Here is a 21438-nt window from a genome sequence, read left to right as displayed (position 1 = left end):
TGCGGCGTAGGCCGCTTATTAGCCCGTCCAAGAATTGGGGCGCAGTTCATTGCGCGGCGGGGTCTTTTACGTCCTGCGGAATGCGCCCGGAGGGAAGCCCGGGATCGCCTGCGTTCTTTTCTCAGATGCCGGGGTGCCGGAAAGGCGGGATGTGAGGGGCGCATTGTTGGATGGCGCCTTGTATCTGCTTATCGTGGCGGGCGCAGTTCTGAAGAGCTCGATGGGCCATCTCGCTAGGTAAAAAGATGGTTCGCGGTGGTATCGTTGCTGTGGGTTTAATTCGATATGAAAGGGTGACTTTGGTGTCCAAGATGGATTCTACGCTCTCCTATATTACTGACCAGTTGAAGGCGCTTACCTCGATTGCTTCGCCTACGGGCTATACCCGTGCGGCGACTGATTATCTGATGGAGGCCCTGCGCGATATGGGGTTTGGGCCCGAGCGTTCTAATAAGGGCAACGTGCTCGTTGAGCTTGGTGGCGAGGGTGAGCCGCTCGTACTGGCGAGCCATGTCGATACCCTGGGCGCCATGGTACGCTCCATTAAGGACAATGGTCGCTTGCGTCCCACGACGCTCGGCGGGCATCAGTGGTCTACGGCCGATGGCGAGAACTGTACCGTCTACACACGCGATGGCAATGTCTACACGGGCGTGGTCCTCAATACCGAGCCTTCGGCGCATGTGGCCGATGAGCCGGTCAAGACCATCGAGAAGAACATGGAAATCCTGCTCGACGAGAACGTTGACAGCAAGGACGATGTACTCGAGCTGGGTATTCAGACCGGCGACATCATCGCTATGGATCCGCGTACCACGGTGACGGAGAGCGGCTACATCAAGAGCCGCTTCCTGGATGACAAGCTGTCGGCGTCGATTCTGCTGGGCCTGGCCCGCGCCGTTGCTGGCGGCGAGGTGACGCTTTCGCGCAAGGTATCGCTGCTCTTTACGGTGTACGAGGAGGTCGGCCACGGCGGTGCCTTTGTGCCGGACGACACGCGCGAGATGATCAGCGTGGACATGGGCTGCGTGGGCGACGACCTGGGTTGCACCGAGCGCATGGTTTCGATTTGCGCCAAGGATTCGGGCGGTCCGTACAACTACGACCTGGTGACCACGCTGTCCAACATCGCGCGCGAGCTGGAGCTCGATTACGCCATCGACGTGTACCCGCACTACGGCTCCGACGTCGAGGCCACGCTCTCGGCCGGCTACGACATTCGCCATGGCCTGATCGGCCCCGGCGTGTACGCGAGCCACAACTACGAGCGCAGCCACATCGACGGTGTGCGCAACACCTACGAGCTCGTTCGCGCCTACGTCCAGCGCTAGGGAAGTAGTTTGCGACTCGGCTGACCAATCGCTAAGGCCCGATTTCTCGGGCCTTTTTTCGCCTTAGGTCGTTTAGTATTATGATGTATGTAATATGTTAACTAAACGCGTAAATTACTTAACGAGGTGATGCAGCATATGAATACATCTGAGTACTTATCTATGGGTGATGCCGCCCGCCTGTTGGGCGTTACGAAAGCCCGCATATCGCAACTTGCCGCATCGGGAACGCTCGCGTGCGATATTGTGGGCGGACGGAAGATGGTTGAGTATGATTCTGCGCTCGCTTATCAAAAGGTCCGCAAACGTGGACGCCGTCCTGCGGCCGATGTGGGGCGCAAGTTTACGCTGATGTCGGCCGACCATGAGGTCGCGCATGTCTCATTTGATCCGACACGTGAGTTTCCCTTCGAAATCGCCGAGGTGCTCGATGCGCAGAGGATGCCGTTTGGCACGTGCTCGAGTTCTTCTCCTACGGTGAATAAACGGGAGCTCAACGTGTGGTGGAGCCATCGGTCGGTGCCTGACGTCCGCCCCGGACTCGTCTCGCACTATCGTGAACTGGGAATTGCCAGTGGCATTGAGGTGCCGGTTCAGTGCCTGGGCCTATCGCTTTCGGATTGCTATTGGCTGCGGCCGGCCGATTGCGCCGAACTCAAATGGCAAAACATCAATTACTTTGAGAACGAATTTGAGCGATCGGCGCCCGAAGAGCGTTCGGGTTGGCTGGAAGGCATCGGTCTTAAAAATCCTGATAACACGTCCGAGGGCGAGCTCCCTAAATCGTGGATGATTCGCAACGGTGTTCGCGTTCTGGTCAAGGGATGCGGCATGGACGACCAACGGCCCTTTAACGAGGCGGTTGCAACGGCTCTGCATCGTCGCTTGCTGTCGGAGGGCGAGTTTGTTCCTTATACGGTTGAGCGGATGTTCGATGGCCCTGCGTGCCTGTGCGAGGATTTTCTTGACGGCCGCGAGGAATACGTTCCGGCTGTTTACGTTAAGGGCGCACTTGGTGGCCAGCGGGGAAACTCGACATACGATCGATACTGTCGCTGCCTTGGCAAGCATGGTGCCGATGAGGCCGCTGTGAGAAAGTCTATGTCGCAGATGATTGTCTGCGATGCCCTTTTGGCCAACAGCGACCGCCATTGGCGAAACTTCGGCATCATCCGCAATGTCGACACCCTGGAGATAAAACCTGCTCCGCTGTTCGATAGCGGCAACTGCCTGTGGTACAACGTACCAACTGCCGTGCTCGCAGCTGGGGAGTTTGGGTTTTCCGCTAAGCCGTTTGGGCCCGACCCTTCCGTCCAGTTGGCGCTTGCGGATTTGCTCGATTGGTTCGATTCATCGCGGCTCAACGGATTTGTTGATGAAGCGATCGAGATTCTTTCGCAGAGCGAGTGGGCGACGGCGGAGGGTCGACTCGAGGCCATTCACCGCGGCCTTGAGCGTCGCGTAATCGAGGTTGGTGCCGCTGTTGAGGTACTTCGACACGTGCAGCGATAAACCCGCGGCTACTTAAGCGCGCCGGTCACGGTGCCGCCGCCCAGGACGATGTCGCCCCGATAGACGACGACGGCCTGTCCGGGGGCGATGGCGCGCTGCGGCTCGTCAAAGGTCAGCAACATTTGCCCGTCTTCGCCGCGCGTAAGGGTCGCTGCCTGGTCTTTCTGTCGGTAGCGGTACTTGGCGCCCACGCGAATGCCGCCGGCATCGAGCTCGGCCTCCATGCACTCTGCCGGCGCGCTCCAGATCCAGTCGTTGGCCGTGAGCGCCGCGGCGGTCAGATCTTCCGCCTCGCCCAGATGCACAATGTTGTTGGCGGCATCGACGCCCGTTACGTACACGGGATGCGCCATCGCGACGCCCAGGCCCTTGCGCTGGCCGATGGTATAGCGCAACGCGCCGTTGTGGCGTCCGACCACGCTGCCGTCGCGCCACACAATGTTGCCCGGTGCAGCGGGATGTCCGCACCGACGCTCGATATAGCCCGCGTAGTCGCCGTCAGGAATAAAGCAGATATCTTCGCTCTCGGCCTTCTGGGCGTTGGTAAAGCCCTGCTCGGCGGCTATGCGGCGCACGTCGCGCTCTTTGTCTAGGCCCGCCAGCGGAAAGATCGTGTGCGCCAGGCGCTCCTGCGTAAGCGAATACAAAAAGTAGCTTTGGTCCTTTTTGGGATCTTCGCCGCGGTGCAGCTGCCGGGTGCCGTCTGCCGCTTGGCTTGTTTTGGCGTAATGGCCCGTGGCGATGTAGTCGCAGCCCATATCCAGCGCCGCATCCAGCAACGCGCCAAACTTAATGTGGCGGTTGCAGATAATGCACGGATTGGGCGTCAGCCCCTCCTGGTAGGCGTTCACAAAGCGCTCGATTACGTTACGGTCGAAGGTTTGCTGCAAGTCGAGCACATGGTGGGGAATGCCTATGCGCTCGGCGACGGCCTCTGCGTCGGCGATGTCGCGGTCGACCTTACTCATGCCCGTGGCGGGGTCGGGTGCGGGGCAGGTGAGGCGCATGGTGGCGCCGACACATTCGTAGCCCTGGCTTTTGAGCAGATACGCGGTCACGCTGGAATCGACGCCGCCGCTCATGGCGACGAGCACGCGCTTGTTGTGCATGAGGAGGTTCTCCTTGGTGGCATGTGGCCAAAAAAGAAAAGCGGCGCGGGAGGCTGGTTCCGCGCCGCAGACATTGTAGCAAGTTCGGACGTCTCGTGGGGCATCCTGTTGGGATGAGCTCAGGCTGCCAGAAGAGAGGGGAGACCGGCGTGCCTTGGACTCGTTCTAAGAACGAGAAGCTCTAGTCCTGGAAGAGCGCCGTGGACAGGTAGCGCTCGCCGGTGTCGGCAAGTAGGGCCACGATGGTCTTGCCTTCGTTCTCGGGGCGCTTGGCCAGCTGCAGCGCGGCCCACACGGCGGCACCGGACGAAATGCCCACGAGCACGCCTTCCTTGTGGCCCACGGCGCGGCCGGTGGCAAAGGCGTCGTCGTTCTCGACGGGGATGATCTCGTCGTAGACCTGGGTGTCAAGGACGTCGGGCACAAAGCCGGCGCCGATGCCCTGGATCTTGTGCGGGCCGGCCTGGCCCTTGGAGAGCACCGGGGAGGTGGCGGGCTCGACGGCGACGACCTGAATCTCGGGGTTCTGCTCCTTGAGGAACTCGCCCACGCCGGTCACGGTGCCGCCGGTGCCGACGCCGGCGACGAAGATGTCGACCTTGCCGTCGGTGTCGTCCCAGATCTCGGGGCCGGTCGTGGCCTTGTGAATGGCCGGGTTCGCGGGGTTCACAAACTGGCCGGCGATGATGCTGTTGGGAGTTTCCTTCTGCAGCTCCTCCGCCTTGGCGATAGCGCCCTTCATGCCCTTGGAGCCGTCGGTGAGCACGAGCTGTGCGCCGTATGCCTGCATGAGCTTGCGGCGCTCGACGGACATGGTCTCGGGCATAGTGATGATCACCTTGTAGCCGCGGGCCGCCGCCACCGAGGCGATGCCGACGCCGGTGTTGCCGCTCGTGGGCTCGATGATGGTGTAGTCGCCACCGCGCACGAGCTTGCCGGCCTTCTCGGCCTCGTCAATCATGTTCTTGGCGACGCGGTCTTTGACGGACCCGGCGGGGTTGAAGTATTCCAATTTGACGAGCACACGGGCCTTGAGGTCCTCGTCGGCCTCGAAGTGGGTGAGCTCCAGAAGCGGGGTGTGGCCGATAAGCTGATCGATGGACGTGTAAACATTGCTCATGGTGAACCTCCAAAGTGTTCAAATGACTGGATACCGTGTGGTTTTACGGTGTGTGTGGCAGCGAAACCCACAAACCTTATAGGTTGTTCGTTTTGCTGTTGGCAAGCATAGTAGACAGTAAAGCCTAGTAACGCAATAGGAAATAGAAGATTATTACGAGTCGATTAACCATCTTGACGGGAATAGGTATTTTCAAAACCAATTTTTCGGCTAGAATTTCTACGAATTAAAAGACCGAAAGGCAGCTATATATATGTTGGTTTCCACAAAGGGCAGATATGCCCTGCGCGTTATGGTCGACCTGGCCGAGCACCAGGCGACAGGCCGTATCCCGCTTAAAGAGATTGCGGCGCGTCAGGGTATTTCGGAGAAGTACCTCGAGAATATTCTGGCTACGCTCGTGCGCGCCAATATGCTCTCGGGCATGCGCGGCAAGGGCGGCGGCTATGTGCTCACGCGCCCGCCCGAGCAGTACACGGTGGGCGAGATCTTGCGCCTGACCGAGGGCAGCCTGGCGCCGGTCGCCTGCCTGGATGGCGACTGCAAGGGTTGCTCGCGATCTGATGAGTGCCCCACGCTCGACGTGTGGAAGAACCTGGACAAGCTCATCAACGACTACCTCGACGGCGTGACGCTCGATGCGCTCGTCGCCCCCAACGAGGGCTACGACTACGTCATCTAACCCACGCCTGCCATGCGGGGACGGGGTAGAAATGGTAGATTTTCTTGCCCTTTGAGACTTGGCAAATAAGAAGGCCGCCCATTTTTTTTGCGATGGGCGGCCTTCGTTTTGGGCTGTTGAGACGGGCACGGCCGGAATGGCCGTTTAGCCCTCGGCGATGCTGTCGAGGATGCTGCGCATGATGGATACCAGGATGCTGCCCATAAAGGCCGATCCAAAGCTGGCGATGGAGATGCCCGCGCCCAGCAGATTGACCGACAGGTAGCTGGCCAGCTCGAGCATAAAGCTGTTGACTACGAGCTGAAAAATACCCAGCGTAATGATCGTGAGTGGCAGCGAGATGACCGTCAGGAACGGCTTGACAAGCGAATCGACGATGTTCAGGAACAGTCCCACGAAGGCGAAACAGACCCAGGCCTCGGCAAAACCGAAGGGCTGGATGCCGGGAACGAGGAACGTGGCAATCGCGATGGCGATCGAGGTAAAGAGCCAGTTAAGCATAAAGCGCATGGTGTGAATCCTTTCTTGCGCAGGGTGCGTCGGTGTCGCGTGAAGCGGTTTGCTGCGGCAGCTTGGACGGCCGCTCGGGTGTGCCGCCTTGTTCGGCCGCCTATTGTCTCAGATATTCGTGGAGCTTACGTGCGCATTCGGTTTCAAAACGGCGTTCGTCCTAGAAAACGCGCCGCTGGCAGAGAGTTTTGTCGCTTTAGTTTGGTGGTGTGCTAAACTGCTACGGGCAAAAGCCACAGGCGTTGCCCTATTGCATAGAACGGGCGAACGATGCCCGATGTCAGTATCAACTTCGATGCCTTTTGGCGGGTTTGGCGGTGATCGATGAATATCGAGAACATGTTTGACAAGCCTGATGTCAAGCAGCTGGTCCACGCATTTAGTCTTTTGGATGACGAGAAGGATATCCAGGCGTTTTTGACCGATATCTGCACGCCGCGCGAGATCTGCGATCTTTCGCAACGTCTGCAGGTTGCGCGTTATCTGGATGAGGGCGAGCCTTATGTTGAGGTTCAGGCCCGCACCGGCGCTTCGTCCACTACGGTGAGCCGCGTTTCAAAGGCACTCAACGGCGAGTACGGCGGCTATCGCAAGATCCTCATCAAGCTGGAGGATGGCGAGTAGGCCAGCGACAACAATGAATTACGAAGAACCGTCCCTCCGGGGGCGGTTTTTTGATCCCTTGGAGACGGAGGAAAACGGATCACTGGGCTAGACTGACCTCCTCGGTGATCCATTTTCCTCCGTCTCCAAGGGATCAAATCTGTTGGCGTGGGGCAAATCTGTCCGCGCGGGCGGGTAGGATGGAGGCATTGAATATTGCGAACGGTTTGAGTGGAGGACCATGCCTGTTCGAATCTATACCACCAACGCCGGCGCGGATTTGAGCGATGCCGAGGCGGCGCTGCTGAGCGACCTTGTTGCCCGCCATGGACGTGCCGTTTTGCTGGCGCCTACGTTTGCCGAGCTCGATCTGTGCCGTCACGATGCCGCTGCGTCCGGCGCTTCCCTGGGTGTTGACTACAAGACCCCTTCGTCGTGGCTCCGTTCGTTGTGGGAGCTTTTGGGCGATGGCCGCAGCTTTGTGGACAACCTGCAGCGCCAGATGTTGTTTTCGGATATGATTGCCCGCCGCGACGATGCCGACCTGCAGCCGCTTTCGTGCAGTCAGGGCACGGTGCGCATGCTCGCGCGCATGGCCCGCGATGTGCTGCCGGGTGTGGCGGGGACGACGGCCGAGCGCCGCTGCGGCGACGTTTGCCAGCCCGATCCCAAGAGCGACGCCGAGGCTCGCGTGTTTGAACTTTTGTGCGCCTATGCGCGCGGTTTGGACCGTCGAGATATGGTCGAGCCCTGCGAGGCGGCTGACATTATGGCCGGCGCTTTGGCCGACAACCTGCCGGGGTGCGCCCGCGCCGTTTGCGTGCGCGGCGTCACGTCATTTACGTATAGCCTGCTCGAGCTGCTGTCCGCCGTGGCAAACAACGGGGGAGAGGTTGTCGTGCTGCTTGCCCGCGAGCAAGCGGCGATGCGCGAGGAGCTTGCCGCGGCATTTGATGTCCGCGGTGTGCTGTTTGAGATCGCGCCGCTGGGGGAGGGCGCCGCCGCGCCCCAGATTGCCTCCAAGTCCGCTGCTCAGCCTGCCTTTATTGAGGTCGCCGGCCCCCATGCCCGTGCCCATGCTTATGCGGACGTCATCGATAAGTTGGTGAAAGCGCACAAGGAGTCCAAGGACGATAAAGTTGCTGCAACACCCGCCGACCCCGTACGCGTGCTCGTTGTTTCTGCCCGGGCACCCCAGCTGTTCGGCGAGCTTGCCGCTCGTTTGGCGGCGCGCCACGTTGCTGCCGAGACGGCCGAGTTCACGGCGTTTTCCCAATCCATTGCGGGCAGGCAGTTCACGGCGCTCGCCAACCTGATCGAGCGTATGAAGGCCGCCGACGAAGGGGCAGCTTCTAAGACTGAGTGGTGGCCCGCTCCGGAGCTTACCGACTGGATTTACAGCCCGCTTTCGGGTGCCGACGCCGCCAGCGCGCGCACGTTCGACAAGAATATGCGACTGTCGCGCAGCAAGACCACTGCGGGCGTCAAGAGCCTGCTGCAGAGCGTGCAGGGCCAGGTGAGGGGCGCGCGTAAAGCGGCGAGCGACGAGAACTGGTTTAAGAACGTGCCGTGCGTGATCTCGGACGTGTTCCAGGCGCTGTGGCGCGACAAACCCGTGACGGCGCTCAAGGCCATGCTTGCCGTTGCCGAGGCACTGCCCGATCGCGCACTTGGCGGTCTCGACGGTCAGGCCCGTCGCCAGGCGGAGGTGGCCCTGCTGCGCCACGTCATCGACATCCTTATGAATGGCGCCCGTGCGCTCGACGTGTCGCAGGCCGCGACCGTGCCCGTGCTCGATGACATTCGCACCAAGGTGGACAAGCGTAGCGCCGCCTACGATTACGAGACCTACGAGGTTGACCGTGCGCCACGCGCCCAGGTTCGCTTTGCTTCGCTTGCCGATGCGGCGGCCCTGCGCCCCGGCAGCTACGATGCCGTGCTGTTTGCCGACGTCGACCTGGACAGTTATCCGCTCTCACATGAGGAGGGCCCGCTGGCAACGCTGACGGCAGAGTTAGATCGCAGCGGTGTGACGCTTGAGCCTGCGGCCTTGCTGCGCGCACGCTTTGGCCGCGCGATACAAGCGTCGCGTGGTCCGGTTACGCTCGCCCGTGTGACCCACGATCGTCAGGCGCGCGAGTGCTATCCGGCGGCCGTGTGGACCGAGTTGCGGGCGCATGCCGAGGCCGCTGACGATGCTAAGGCCGCTGACGATGCTAAGGCCACTGGTGACGCTAAGGCCGCTGACGCCGACAAGGCGAAGTGCGTGGGTGAGGGCGATATCGTAAGGGACTTCGATCCCGCGGCAGGCGAAGGTCTCAAGCGCGAGCGCGTGACCTGTGAAGCCCCTCAGCATCTGAGTGCCGAGGCCGTGCCGTATTTGGTCCTGCGCCGTCGCGATGGCGAGGGCGAGGGCGCGCCGCTCGTGCCGCGCCTGACGTCCGCCTCGCAGATCGAGGCCTATTCCACCTGCCCGCTGTGCTGGTTCGTCTCGTATCGCGTCAAACCTCAGTCCATCGATGCGGGCTTTGGCAACATGGAGAAGGGCAACTTTGTCCATGACGTGCTGGAGCACTTGCATGCACGTCTTCCGCAGGAGGGCATGGAGCGCGTGACGCCCATGAATCTGCCGCGCGCGCAGGGGCTGTTGCGCGAGGTCTTTGCCGAGACCCTGGCCGAGCATGCGGGCAAGCGCGGTACCGAGGGCCCGCTGGTGCCGCTCTCTCCAGTGGAGGAGCGCCAGGTGGCTGAGATCTTGCCGCAGCTGGAGGGCGTGCTTGCCTACGAGTCCGAGGCGCTCACCCCCTTTGCTCCGCGCTACCTGGAGTTTGCGTTCAACGAGCTCCAGGTCGAGTATGCCGGTTGGCCGCTCGGCGGGCGCATCGACCGCGTGGATGTGGATGCCGAGAATCGCGCCGTGGTAATCGACTACAAGCATCGCACGGGCGTTGAGGAGTTTAAACTCGCCGACCCCACGGTGCGCGACGAGGAATCGGGCGAGGCCGCCATCGACGACCCGCGGTGGCTGCCGCCCCATACCCAGACGCTTATCTATGCGCAGGCCATGCGCCGGGCGCTGGATCTGGATGCCCGTGCGGCGCTCTATTTTTCGACCAAGGGCGGCAAACCGGCGCTGCGCGGCGCCGCGAGTGCCGAGCTGCTCGAGGAGGAGCGTGGTGACGGCCGCATCCCGGGGCTTAAGAAGGGCTTTCCCGGCGAGGGTGGCAGCATGGACTTCGACGCCCTGCTCGATCGCGTGGAGGCCGGCATCGCCGAGCGCCTGCACGAACTCGAGGCAGGCGACGTTGCCGCCGTCGACCCGACGTCGGCTCAGGCCGCGCATGCGCGCTGCTCGTATAACCACGAAGGAACGTTTGTAAGGAGGGACGTGTAGACCATGGATCTTTCGACTTTGATGCCGCAACAACTGCAAGTCGTCAAAACGCTCGACCGTCCGCTGTTTGTCTCGGCGGGCGCCGGTTCGGGCAAGACCTTTACCCTCACGCGCCGCATCGTCTACGCGCTCTCGCCCGAATCCGGTCCGTTTGTCGAGCATCTGGATCAGGTACTCGCCATTACCTTTACCAAAGATGCCGCGGCCGAGATTCGCGACCGCGTGCGTCGCGCGCTTATCGAAGAGGGTATGGACGAGGAGGCCCTGACCGTCGACGATGCGTGGATCTCGACCATTCACGGCATGTGCTCGCGCATCCTGCGCGCACACGCGTTGGAGCTGGGCATCGACCCCGAGTTCACGGTGCTCACCGATACCGACGAGCTTATGGACCAGGCTGTTGAGCATGTGCTGGCCCGCGCGACGGCGCCCGATGCCGTCCCCGAGCTCGCGGCATCGCTCAAGGCCCTCTACGCCTGGTATCCCATGGCGGGCGAGGGCGGTCCCTTTGGCGCCGGCACGACCATCAAGGGTCTGGTGCGCGACCTGCTGGAGCTGTCGAGTCAGTTGCCGGGCGGTATGGACGACGTGTGCGTGGCGCGCGGCCAGGCCGATACCTCAGCGCTCGCCGATGCCTATCGCGCGGCGCTGGGCGCAAGCAAGGCCGCGACCGAGAAGGCGCAGACGGCGCTCGATGCCATCGACGCGTTCGAGGCGAGCGGCAAGACCATGGTCGATGCGGCGCGACTTATGATGTCGTGCACCATGCCGCGCGCGAGCAAGGCGTTTTCTAAGGAGCAGGTGGAGCTACTCAAGGCCGAGGCTGCTGATGCATTTATCAATATCGTGCTTGCCTGCGGTGCCCCCGCGCTCGATGCACTGGTGGGCCTGGCCCGTTCCGTGGAGGCCGAGTATCGCGCGCTGAAGGCCGGCCAGTCCGCGCTCGATAACAACGACCTGCTGCGCATGGCGTACGAGGCGCTGCGCGACTACCCGGCTATTCGAGCGGCATACGAGGGCCGCTTTAAGATGGTCATGATCGACGAGTTCCAGGATACCGACCAGATGCAGGTCGATTTGATTCGTTACCTGACCGGTGCGGGGGAGCGTGCGCTGTGCACCGTGGGCGATGCGCAGCAGTCGATCTATCGTTTCCGTGGTGCCGAGGTCGAGGTCTTCCGCCGCCAGGAGCGCAAGGTGGGCGCCTCGGGGACGGCCGAGGCGGCGGCCGTCGCTGGCACTGCTGCCGACGCCCCTTCTGGCGAGCTCGTTAAGCTCGTGCGCAACTTCCGCAGCCATGACGAGGTGCTGCGTTACGTGGCGCGCGTCTTCGACGGCGATGACGGCGGTCTGATGCAGGGCTTTTTGGATCTCGAGGCGAGCGACGGCCGCAAGGACACGCTGGTGGCAGACGCCTCGCGTCGCCAGGCCCTCTTTGTTGCCGGCGGCAGTACGCAGGAACGCACACAGGCCAAGGCCCGTGCGATCGCCGAGCGCTTCCGCGCGCTTGCCGATGCTGGCCAGCCCCAGGGTGGCATGGTGCTGCTGCTGGGCCGCATGACCAACGCCGACGTCTACGCCCAGGCTTTCCGCGACCAGGGGCTCGACTGCGTGATCGCAGGCGGCTCAGTCTTTGCCCAAGCTGCCGAGGTGCAGACGGTGCGCGCCCTGGTTTGTGCACTCGCCAATCCGGCCGATACGGCGCAGGGCCTTATGCCGCTGCTGGCATCGCCGATGTTTGCGCTCGGCGCCCAGGAGTTCCTGGCGCTGGCGACCAAGCTCGATAGCGAGACGGGGGAGACCTCGCGCCGCAACATCGACGTGGGCATCATGAGTGATTCCGATGTGCCGGGCCTGCAAGACCTGCCGCTGGTGACGCGCGCCCGCGAGGTACTGCGGTATGCGCTTCGTCGCGTGGGCCGCGATTCGTTCGCCGCCATCGCGCGCGACGTGGTCAACGCCTCCGGCTGGTTTGTGCGTCTGGCGCAGCGTGGTCCCGAGGGCAAGGCCATTGCCGCCAACGTGCTCAAGGCGCTCGACGCCGTGGCCGAAGCGGAGGCCGAGTTCGGCAACTCGCCGCGTTCCATCGCGCTCGCCTTCGACCGCTTCTTGGCGGGCAAGGAGGCGCCGGGCGCGCTCAACGAGGAGGGTGACGGCGCGGTACGCATCATGACCGTGCATGCATCCAAGGGTCTGGAGTATCCGGTCGTCGCGGTGTCCGAGTGTTTTGGCGTGCGCAAATCGTCCGGTGCGGCACAGATGGGCCGCGTCGACGGTGGGGCGCAAGTCGTGGCGCTGCCGGCACGCTTCGACGGCGTTAAGCTCGCCGACGGAACCTTTGTGAAGGGCGACGACGTCAAAAAGCAGTTTGAGCATGCGTTTAAGGGCAAGGGCACGTCGCTGTGGCTGCCGCCGGAGCTCATGGAGGACGTCTGTGCGACGGGTTCTCCCGCCGAGGCATTCGTTCGCCTGCGCAACGATGACCTGCGGCTCTCGCTCGAGGAGCGGGCCCGCTTGCTCTACGTCGCCATGACGCGAGCGCGCGAGTTGGTCATTCTGGCGATGGATGCCGGCGTGAGCCGCGGCAAGCTGTGTGCGCCGACCTTCGATGTCGAGATGGATCTGACCTACGACGTGCTGCGCCGTATTCTGCCGACGGACGGCCTGGACATGCCACAGCTCGATGCCGACCGCCTGGTGTTCGACAACTCCCAGCCGGGCGACTACGAGCTTATCTCGCTGGCTGACTTTACGTTTGGCGAGCAGGCGTTTGAGGCCAACGCTTTACTGGATGCCGAGGGCAGGCTTGTCCGCGGCGATGCGGAGCCGGAGGGTGCCGGTGCAGATGCCCGCGCCGCCGTTCCCGGTCCTGCCGACCCCGAGCCCGATGCGTTTGAGCTCGTGTATCCCCAGGCGGTGGGCGTGCGCATGGGCGCCTGTCCGTTCCCGGCGCGTGACTCGTATAGCTACTCGTCAATTGCCGCGGCGCTCCATGCCGAGTCCGAGGACCGTGCCGCCGAGGCACACGTGCCCATGGACGAGGCTGGCGATGATGCCGAGTCGGATGGCTCGGAGATGGCCGATGCGGACGTGGCTGCTGTCGAGCCCGCCGGCAATCCCATGGCCTTGGGTTCGGCCTTCCACGCCGCATGCCAGTGGCTCATCGAGATGGGTGCCGATGCACTGCCCGCTGAGCGTGCCGATGCGCTGGCGCGCCTGTGGTGCCTGACGCCGGAGCAGCGCAGGCGCTTCGATGTCGCTCTGAATCGCTGGCTCAGGTCGTCGGTCCGTGCCGAGCTGCTTGCCTGGCCGTGCGTCCGTGCCGAAGTGCCGTTCTTCTCACTGGGCTGTGAGGACGAGGACATCGCTCGCTACGGTGCCTATGCCGAGGGCGCCATCGATGCACTGGCGACCGACCCGGCCGATCCATCACGCGCACTGGTCATCGACTACAAGACGGGTGGCACACCGGACGAGACGCCGGAACAGCTGCAGGAGAAGCACGCCCTGCAGGCGCGCGTTTACGCCGACGTTCTGCACAAGGCGGGCTTTGAGGCCGTGACCGTCAAGTTCGTCCGCGTGGAGCAAGTCGACCCCGCCAACCCGTGCGAGCCTCAGGTGGTCACCTACAGCCTCTAGCCCTCAATAACTTGCGGTGGAATACGGACTGTTTTGGCCAAAAAAGCCGCCAAACAGTCCGTATTTCACCGCAACTGCGTGAGTAGCCGTGTTGGTTTGGCTAGGTTCGGGTGCTGTCCGTGCCGTGGGGTAAAATCGTTCAGTCAGAACACGAACCCGCATCGGAGCTCATCACATGGCATTCGTCCATCTGCACAATCACACTGTTTTCTCCATGCTCGACGGCGCAACCCGTATCCAGGATATGGTCAACCGTGCCGTTGAGCTTGGCATGCCCGCCGTGGCCATTACCGACCACGGCTACATGTATGGCGTGCCCGACCTGGCGCTGGCCTGCGACGCCGTCAACCACAACACGCCCGAGTACAAAACCTGGAGCCACGACAAGGCCTTCTTGGAAAAGGATCGCCGCGACGAGCTGGTGGAGCCCGACCCCGAGGCAAGCCCGCGCGAGCATGCCCAGTATGTGAAGGACATGGCCATGTGGGACGAGAAGGGCAACATCGACGAGCTCAAGCCGCCCCTGGTCATCAAGCCCATCTTTGGCTGCGAGGTTTACTTTACGCCGGACGAGACCCTTGCTCGCGACCATAAGCCCGAGCTCTACCACATGATCCTTCTTGCCAAGGACCAGGAGGGCTACGTCAACCTGATGCAGACGGTCTCCGAGGCCGCCGTGCAGGGCTTTTACTACAAGCCGCGCGTGACGCTCGACAACCTACGCCGCCACGCCAAGGGCATGATCTGCACCAGCGCCTGCATCGCGGGCATCATTCCCAAATACATCGACCGCGGTGACATGGAGGGCGCCATCAAGTGGGCCGAGACCTTCCGTGATACCTTCGAACCTGGCGACTTTTATATCGAGATCCAGGAACACGGCATCACCACCGACAATGGCCTGACCGACGAGCAGATGGACCGCACGCTCATCGACATCGCCAAACAGGTAGGCGTCAAGGTCATCGCCACCAACGACTTCCACTACCTGCGCCGCGAGGACGCGCCCGTGCAGGACGTCATCATGTGCATTGGTATGAACGCCAAGGTCGACGACCCCAACCGCATGCGCATGACCGGCTCGGAGTTTTACATGAAGACCGAGGAGGAGATGCGGGCGATGTTCCCGTATTGCCCCGAGGCCTGCGACAACACGCTCGAGATCGCCGATAAGTGCTACGTTGAGCTGGACTGGGATTCCATCATCCTGCCGCGCTTCCCGTTGCTCGACCCCGGCGAGACGCACGAGAGCCAGTTCCGCCGCGAGTGCGAGAAGGGCCTGCGCCAGCACTATGGTGACGACTGGGCCACGCGCGAGATCGGCGGCGTCAATATCAAAGAGCGCTTTGAGTACGAATACAAGGTCATCTGCGACAAGGGCTTTGCCGCCTACTTTTTGATCGTTGCCGAGTACGTGCAATGGGCCAAGGACAACGGCATCGGCGTCGGCCCCGGCCGTGGCTCGGCCGCCGGCGCCATCGTCGCCTACGCCATGAACATCACCGCGTTCGACCCGCTCGAGAACGGCCTGATGTTCGAGAGGTTCCTGTCCCCGCAGCGTACCGAGATGCCCGATATCGATATGGACTTCGACGATGAGCGGCGCCTCGAGGTCGTGGAGCACGTTCGCCAGCTCTACGGCCCCGAGAAGGTCACCCACGTCATCACCTACTCGACCATCAAGGCCAAGCAGGCCATCAACGACGCCGCGCGCGTCCTGGACTACCCGGTCTACATGGGCCAGCGCCTGTCCAAGATGGTCTCGAGCGACCCCAAGGTCAAGCTCAAGCAGGTGCTCGACAAGCAACCCGGCAAAGAGGATCTGTTTAACCCCGACTTTGCCGAGGCCTATAAAAAGGACGACGACGCCCGCCGCATCATTGACACGGCGCTCTCGATCGAGGGCCTCACCCGTGGCGAGGGCGTGCACGCGTGCGCCGTTCTGATCTGCCGCGACCCCGTCAACGAGCACGTGCCCACCAAGCTCGACACCAAGGGCGGCGTCGAGATTACCCAGTACGAGGGCCATACCGTCGCCGACATGGGCCTGCTCAAGATGGACTTCTTGGGCCTGCGCACGCTGACTGTTATCTCCAAGGCAAAGGCAAACATCAAGAAGAACTTCGGCATCGACATCAAAGAGGAAGAGATTCCCTTTGACGACCCCGAGATCTTTAAGCTCATGGGTTCCGGCCACACCGCCGGCGTCTTTCAGGTCGAGTCCGCCGGCATGACGGCCACGATCAAGAACATGAAGCCCACCGAGTACAAGCACGTCGTGGCATTGATCGCTCTGTACCGCCCGGGCCCGCTGGGCGCCGGCATGGTCTCGTCCTACATCAACCGTATGAACGGCAAGGAACCGGCGGTTTCCTACGACGACCGCCTGGACGACATCCTGGGCGAAACCTACGGCACCATGGTCTACCAGGAGCAGGTTATGCTCATCTCCGTCGAGATGTGCGGCTTCTCCAAGGGCGAATCGGACTCGCGTATCCGTAAACCCGTGGCTAAGAAAAAGATCAAGCTGCTCACGTCGACGGTGCTGCACTGGGAGGATGGCTCGGACGAGACCACCTACGACCACTGGATGAACGGCGCTATCAAGAACAACTACACGCGCGAGGTCGCCCAGAAGATTTGGGACGATGTTCTCGAGTTCGCATCTTACGCCTTTAACAAGTCGCACTCCGCCGGCTACGCCATCCTGGTTATGCAGACGGCGTGGCTCAAGGCGCACTATCCGCACGAGTACATGGCGGCCGTTCTGACGTCCTACACGGGCAAGACCGACAAGATCGTTCATTACGTCTCGGCGTGCCGTCACGACGGCATCCCCGTGCTTTCGCCAGATGTCAATGAGTCCGGTACCGAGTTCACGGCTACCAAGGAGGGCGTGCGCTTTGGTCTGGCCGGCATCCGCGGCGTGGGCACCGGCGTGGCGCAGGCGATTATCGCCGAGCGCGAGGCGGGCGGCCCGTTTAAGACGCTGCACGACTTTGTCGAGCGCGTGGACTCGAGCCAGGCCAACCGCCGCGTGATCGAATCGCTCATCAAGGCAGGCGCCTTCGACTCCACGGGGTATCCGCGTCGCCAGATGATGCACTTTGTGGATAAGAACAACCCCGAGAACATCATCGATGCCGCGGTGAAGCGCCAGAAGGATCGCGCGAGCGGCCAGACGTCGTTCTTCGACATGTTTGGCGACGTTGAGGGCTCGGGCTTTGAGGTGAGCGTGCCCGATCCGGATGGCCAGGAATGGGACCGCCACCTTAAGCTGAGCCAGGAGAAGGAAGTTCTGGGCATCTATGTCTCGGACCACCCGCTGCGCCCGTTTGAGTATGCACTAGCCAAGGCGCGCGACTTCTCGTTCTCGCAGATCGACACCGGCTACGAAGTTCAGAATCCTACGGGCGGCACCATCAACCAGGAAATTCCCGAGGGCAAGGCGCTGTGGTGGGCCGGCATGGTCTCGAGCGTGTCCAAGCGCGTGACCAAAAACGGTGACCCCATGGGCATCGTGCAGCTCGAGGACATGGAAGGCGAGGCCACCGTCGTCGTGTTCCCCAAGACCTACAAGGAGGCCGAGGGGTACCTGTACGGCGAGGTCGATCCCGAGACCGGCGCGCAGCTGTCCGATGCCTTTGTGCGCATTAAGGGCAAGCTCGAGCGCTCGGACCGCGGCGACCAGATCATCGCGCAGGAGATCGTGCCGCTCGAGCTCAACGAGGAGAACAACAAGCCCAAGGTGTTTGAGGTCATGGTGCCCAACAGCCGCTTTAGCCAGGGCAATATGGCGCGCCTGGCCACGGTGCTCACCGCTAACCCGGGCGGCGACCGCGTGGAGATCTTTATCGAGCAGGTGGACGGGCGCGTGCTGCGTGCCGAGGTACCTGCCAAGGTCAACGCGCGTTCGATTCCGCTGCTGGCCGAGGCCAAGGCCATTGTGGGTAACCAGGGCCGCGTGACGGTGATCTAAGCTACCCCGGGTGAGATTGGAGGAAGTGATGGCGCAGGGGACGTTTGTGCAGGCGCTTCGCAAAGAGGCGGCGTTGAGCGGCACCTTTATGAAGGGGCGTTCGCTCATGCTCAACGGTGCCGTGCTGTCGATCGAGGACAGCGGCTCGCGCTTCTCCAAAAACGTGACGGTCGAGGGCACGGTGCGCGGCTCGCGCGGTGACCTGTACAAGACGCACGTGGCGCTCGACATGGACGAGCACGAGGTTATCGACTACGACTGCGACTGCCCCGCCGCATACCGCTATCCCGGTATGTGTAAGCACGCTATTGCCACGGCGCTGGCGTATTTGGATGCCAGCGGCGCCGAGCCCGTCGAAGGTTTGCGCACGCCGGTTCGCACGTTTACGGCGCAGCCGAAACAGCCCGCGCGCGCCACGTCCGCCGCGCCGGCCGTCAACCCCAACTTTCCCTTCCCGGCGCCCGTCCCCACGAGCCCGAGCCTTGTGGCGGCGCTCTCCGATCTTTCGGACGCGCGCATGGATGAGCTGGCGAGCATGCGCCGCAAGCTTGCCGGTGCCGTTGATCCCGACGCCCCCAAAGCGGCATTGGAGCCCTCGTTGGTGCCGTACTACAATCCGCTGTTCGCTGACCGCTTTAGCTGGGCGCTCGAGTTCCGCATTCGCTGTGGATCGGTCTCCTACGTGGTCAAGGACATCGACGGCATGGCCGATGCCTACGTGCGCGGCGGCACGTTCTCCTATGGCAAGAAGCTCACGTTTGTCCATTCACCTGAGGCCTTTGACGAAACATCGGCAAAGCTGTTCAACCTTGTTGCGACGACAGTTGCCTATCTCGATGACATCACAAGCTCGCGTTCGGCGTCGTACGACTTTGCCCGCAGTGGTTTTGTTGCCGAGCGTCAGTTGCCGCTGTCCGAGCATAGCATCGTATATGTGCTGGACCTGCTGCGCGGCCAGACCATCTCCTTTGAGCCCGCCTGGTCGCGGGGGATGACGACGCATCGCACCTACGACGTGGCGGTTGAGCTGTCTCCGCAAGGGGAGGACGAGGCATCCGCTAAGCGCCCACCGCTGCTTGCCGCCAAAATCGCGCCGGCGGCTGGTGGTAGCTATGACCTGCGCCTGCCCGCCGATATGTATTGCTTTGCGTCGGGCGATGCCGCCTACTTGGTTGACACGCGCCGCGCGCGCCGTACCGACGCTGCATTTGCTCAGCATGCCGCACCTTTTTTGTCGCGCTTGCTGCCGTGCCGCACGCCCGCCCATATTGCCGCCGAGCAGGTGGGTGAGTTCTGCCGTATGGCGCTGCCCATTTTGCGCGACTACACCGACCTCACCGCGCCCGCCGCGCTCGATACCGTGGCACCCGAGCCGAGCTTTGCTATGGCGATCGGTGTCGACGATGGGCTCGTGACCTGCAAAATTACGGTTACCTACGGCGACTGGTCGGCGGATCTCTTTAGCCTGGGCGCTCCGGGCAGCCCCTTCGAAGAGCAGCGCCCCGGTGTGCCGCCCCGCGACGAGGTGGCGGAGTTTCGCGTTATGGATACGGCGGCCCTGTACTTCGATTTCTACGAGGGCGGTCTGGCGTTTGAGGAGCGCGATGACGCCCGCTTGTTCTGCCTGCTGACCGAGGGCCTGTCCGCCCTGTCCGAACTGGGTGAGGTCATGCTCAGCGACCGTCTGCGCCAGATCTCGGTCCGCCCCGCGCCCAAGCTCTCGGTTCGTGCGACCGTTAAGAGCAATCTGCTCGATGTCGAGCTGGGCGCGAGCGGGCTTTCGGCCGCGGACCTTGCCGTCTATCTCGATTCGTACAAGCGCCATCAAACGTTTGCGCGCCTTACGTCCGGCGACATCATTCGCCTGGACGAGGGGGCGCGCGCCGCGTTTGGCCTTGCCGAGGACCTGGGTGTCGATGCCGTCGACCTGCTCGACGGCGTGTCGCTTCCCGCGTCGAGCACCCTGTTCGTCGACAGCATGCTCGCACGCACGCCGGCGCTCGAGGCCGATCGCGACGCTGCGTTCCGCCGTACCGTCGAGCGCCTGGACACGCTCGGCAAGATGGACTTTACGGTGCCGGCATCGCTCAAGGCAACGATGCGCGGCTACCAGGTCGACGGATACCAGTGGCTCGGCTCGCTCGAACACCTGGGCCTCGGCGGCATCTTGGCCGACGATATGGGCCTGGGCAAAACGCTGCAGATGATCGCACATATCCTGGCGCGCGTGGAGGCGGGGGACACTAAGCCCACGCTTGTGGTGTGCCCTGCGTCGCTTGTGTACAACTGGACCGCCGAACTGGAGCGCTTTGCCCCGTCGCTCGATGTGTGCGCCGTCGTGGGCGCCAAGGCTCAGCGCCGCGTGCAGATTGCCGGCGTGGCCGAGCATAACGTGGTCGTGACGTCGTATGACCTTATGCGGCGCGATATCGACGAGTACGTCGAGCAGAACTTTGCCCGCGTGGTGCTCGACGAGGCCCAGTACATTAAAAACCCGCTCACGCAGGTAGCGCGCGCCGCCAAGCGCCTGCCGGCCGGCGTGCGCTTTGCCCTGACGGGCACGCCCATCGAAAACCGCCTGTCCGAGCTCTGGAGCATCTTCGACTTTTTGATGCCGGGCCTGCTTGGCACACGCGAGTCGTTTGCCAAGCGCTTTGAGAGCCCCGTCGAGCATGCCGAGGGCGATAGCGCCGCTCGCCTGCAGGCGCTCGTGTCGCCGTTTGTGCTGCGCCGTGTTAAGGAAGACGTGGTGGCCGACCTGCCCGAGAAGATCGAAGACACCGTCATGGCACAGCTTACCGGCGAGCAACGCAAGCTCTACCTGGCCAACCAGGACCGCATCGCCCAGCAGGTGCAGCACCGCGAGGCTGGGGAGTTTAAGAAAGACAAGCTCAAGGTGCTCGCCGAGCTCACCAAGCTGCGCCAGATCTGCTGCGACCCGCGTCTACACTACGAGGATTACAAGGCGGGGAGCGCCAAGCTCGATACGTGTATGGAGCTCGTGCACGGCGCACTCGACGGCGGGCATCGCATCCTGTTGTTCAGCCAGTTTACGGGTATGCTCGATATCATCGGTAAGCGCTTGGCCAAGGAGGACATCGCCTTCCTTAAGCTCACGGGCGCTTCGTCTAAGGAGAGCCGCGCCAAGATGGTCGCGCAGTTCCAAGCGGGCGAGGTTCCGGTCTTTTTGATTTCGCTCAAGGCGGGCGGCGTGGGCCTTAACCTGACGGCGGCCGACGTGGTCATCCACTACGACCCGTGGTGGAACGTGGCAGCGCAGGACCAGGCGACCGACCGCGCGCACCGTATTGGCCAGCAACATACCGTGACCGTGTACAAGCTCATCGCCAAGGACACGATCGAGGAGCGCATTATGCAGATGCAGGAGTCCAAGCGCGACCTGGTCAACAGCGTGCTCGGCGGCGACGGCATCTCGTCGGCGCTGTTTACCCGCGAAGATGTTCTGGCGCTGCTGGGCGGCGACGGGCGCTAACCCGCTCGGGTGGGGCCGCCAGGGCGGATAGCGCACGCTGCCCCATCGTCCCCGCCCGTTATGTGT

Annotated in this window: 11 protein-coding genes; 8 read left to right on the top strand and 3 right to left on the bottom strand. The window is 62.6% G+C overall.

Annotated elements, in window-relative coordinates; translation table 11 throughout:
• Positions 1-311: 311 nt before the first annotated feature.
• Positions 312-1331: a M42 family metallopeptidase gene (locus tag DWV43_RS06760; protein ID WP_117817537.1), complete on the top strand. Its 1020-nt coding sequence runs from the start codon at positions 312-314 to the stop codon at positions 1329-1331.
• Between the two features lie 138 nt (positions 1332-1469).
• A complete protein-coding gene (locus DWV43_RS06755) occupies positions 1470-2843 on the top strand; it encodes a DNA-binding protein (protein ID WP_147346269.1) in 1374 nt (457 codons plus the stop codon).
• A gap of 8 nt (positions 2844-2851) precedes the next feature.
• Here DWV43_RS06755 and mnmA read toward each other — a convergent pair whose 3' ends face one another.
• Both mnmA and cysK read right to left on the bottom strand, forming a co-directional pair.
• Positions 2852-3952, bottom strand: coding sequence for a tRNA 2-thiouridine(34) synthase MnmA (mnmA, locus tag DWV43_RS06750; RefSeq protein ID WP_117817533.1), 1101 nt, complete (start codon positions 3950-3952; stop codon positions 2852-2854).
• Positions 3953-4133: 181 nt separating this feature from the next.
• Positions 4134-5072, bottom strand: a complete 939-nt coding sequence (cysK, locus tag DWV43_RS06745) for a cysteine synthase A (RefSeq protein ID WP_055250951.1) — start codon at positions 5070-5072, stop codon at positions 4134-4136.
• Positions 5073-5325: 253 nt separating this feature from the next.
• Between cysK and DWV43_RS06740 the strand changes: the two genes are divergently transcribed.
• Positions 5326-5754: an Rrf2 family transcriptional regulator gene (locus DWV43_RS06740; RefSeq protein ID WP_117817531.1), complete on the top strand. Its 429-nt coding sequence runs from the start codon at positions 5326-5328 to the stop codon at positions 5752-5754.
• A 144-nt stretch (positions 5755-5898) separates the two neighbouring features.
• Here the strand turns inward: DWV43_RS06740 and DWV43_RS06735 are convergent, their stop codons facing one another.
• Positions 5899-6264 carry a phage holin family protein gene (locus DWV43_RS06735; protein WP_055250947.1) on the bottom strand — a complete coding sequence of 122 codons (366 nt, stop codon included), beginning with the start codon at positions 6262-6264 and terminating at the stop codon, positions 5899-5901.
• A gap of 324 nt (positions 6265-6588) precedes the next feature.
• Here DWV43_RS06735 and DWV43_RS06730 point away from each other — a divergent pair, with 324 nt between their 5' ends.
• The 5 genes from DWV43_RS06730 (at position 6589) to DWV43_RS06710 (ending at position 21372) form a co-directional block, all read left to right on the top strand.
• Positions 6589-6888 carry a YerC/YecD family TrpR-related protein gene (locus tag DWV43_RS06730; RefSeq protein WP_022094855.1) on the top strand — a complete coding sequence of 100 codons (300 nt, stop codon included), beginning with the start codon at positions 6589-6591 and terminating at the stop codon, positions 6886-6888.
• A gap of 220 nt (positions 6889-7108) precedes the next feature.
• On the top strand, positions 7109-10261 hold the full coding sequence (locus DWV43_RS06725; RefSeq protein WP_117817529.1) for a PD-(D/E)XK nuclease family protein: 3153 nt from the start codon (positions 7109-7111) through the stop codon (positions 10259-10261).
• 3 nt (positions 10262-10264) lie between these two features.
• Positions 10265-13900 carry an exodeoxyribonuclease V subunit beta gene (locus DWV43_RS06720; RefSeq protein WP_117817527.1) on the top strand — a complete coding sequence of 1212 codons (3636 nt, stop codon included), beginning with the start codon at positions 10265-10267 and terminating at the stop codon, positions 13898-13900.
• A 175-nt stretch (positions 13901-14075) separates the two neighbouring features.
• On the top strand, positions 14076-17879 hold the full coding sequence (gene dnaE, locus DWV43_RS06715; RefSeq protein ID WP_117817525.1) for a DNA polymerase III subunit alpha: 3804 nt from the start codon (positions 14076-14078) through the stop codon (positions 17877-17879).
• A 28-nt stretch (positions 17880-17907) separates the two neighbouring features.
• Positions 17908-21372 carry an SNF2-related protein gene (locus tag DWV43_RS06710; protein WP_117817523.1) on the top strand — a complete coding sequence of 1155 codons (3465 nt, stop codon included), beginning with the start codon at positions 17908-17910 and terminating at the stop codon, positions 21370-21372.
• The last annotated feature ends 66 nt before the right edge of the window (positions 21373-21438 follow it).

The sequence above is a fragment of the Collinsella sp. AF05-9 genome, from assembly GCF_003465595.1.
In the GTDB taxonomy this organism is placed as follows: domain Bacteria; phylum Actinomycetota; class Coriobacteriia; order Coriobacteriales; family Coriobacteriaceae; genus Collinsella.
The sequence above is the reverse complement of the archived record's forward strand: the minus strand, read 5'-3'. Positions and strand labels throughout refer to the sequence as shown.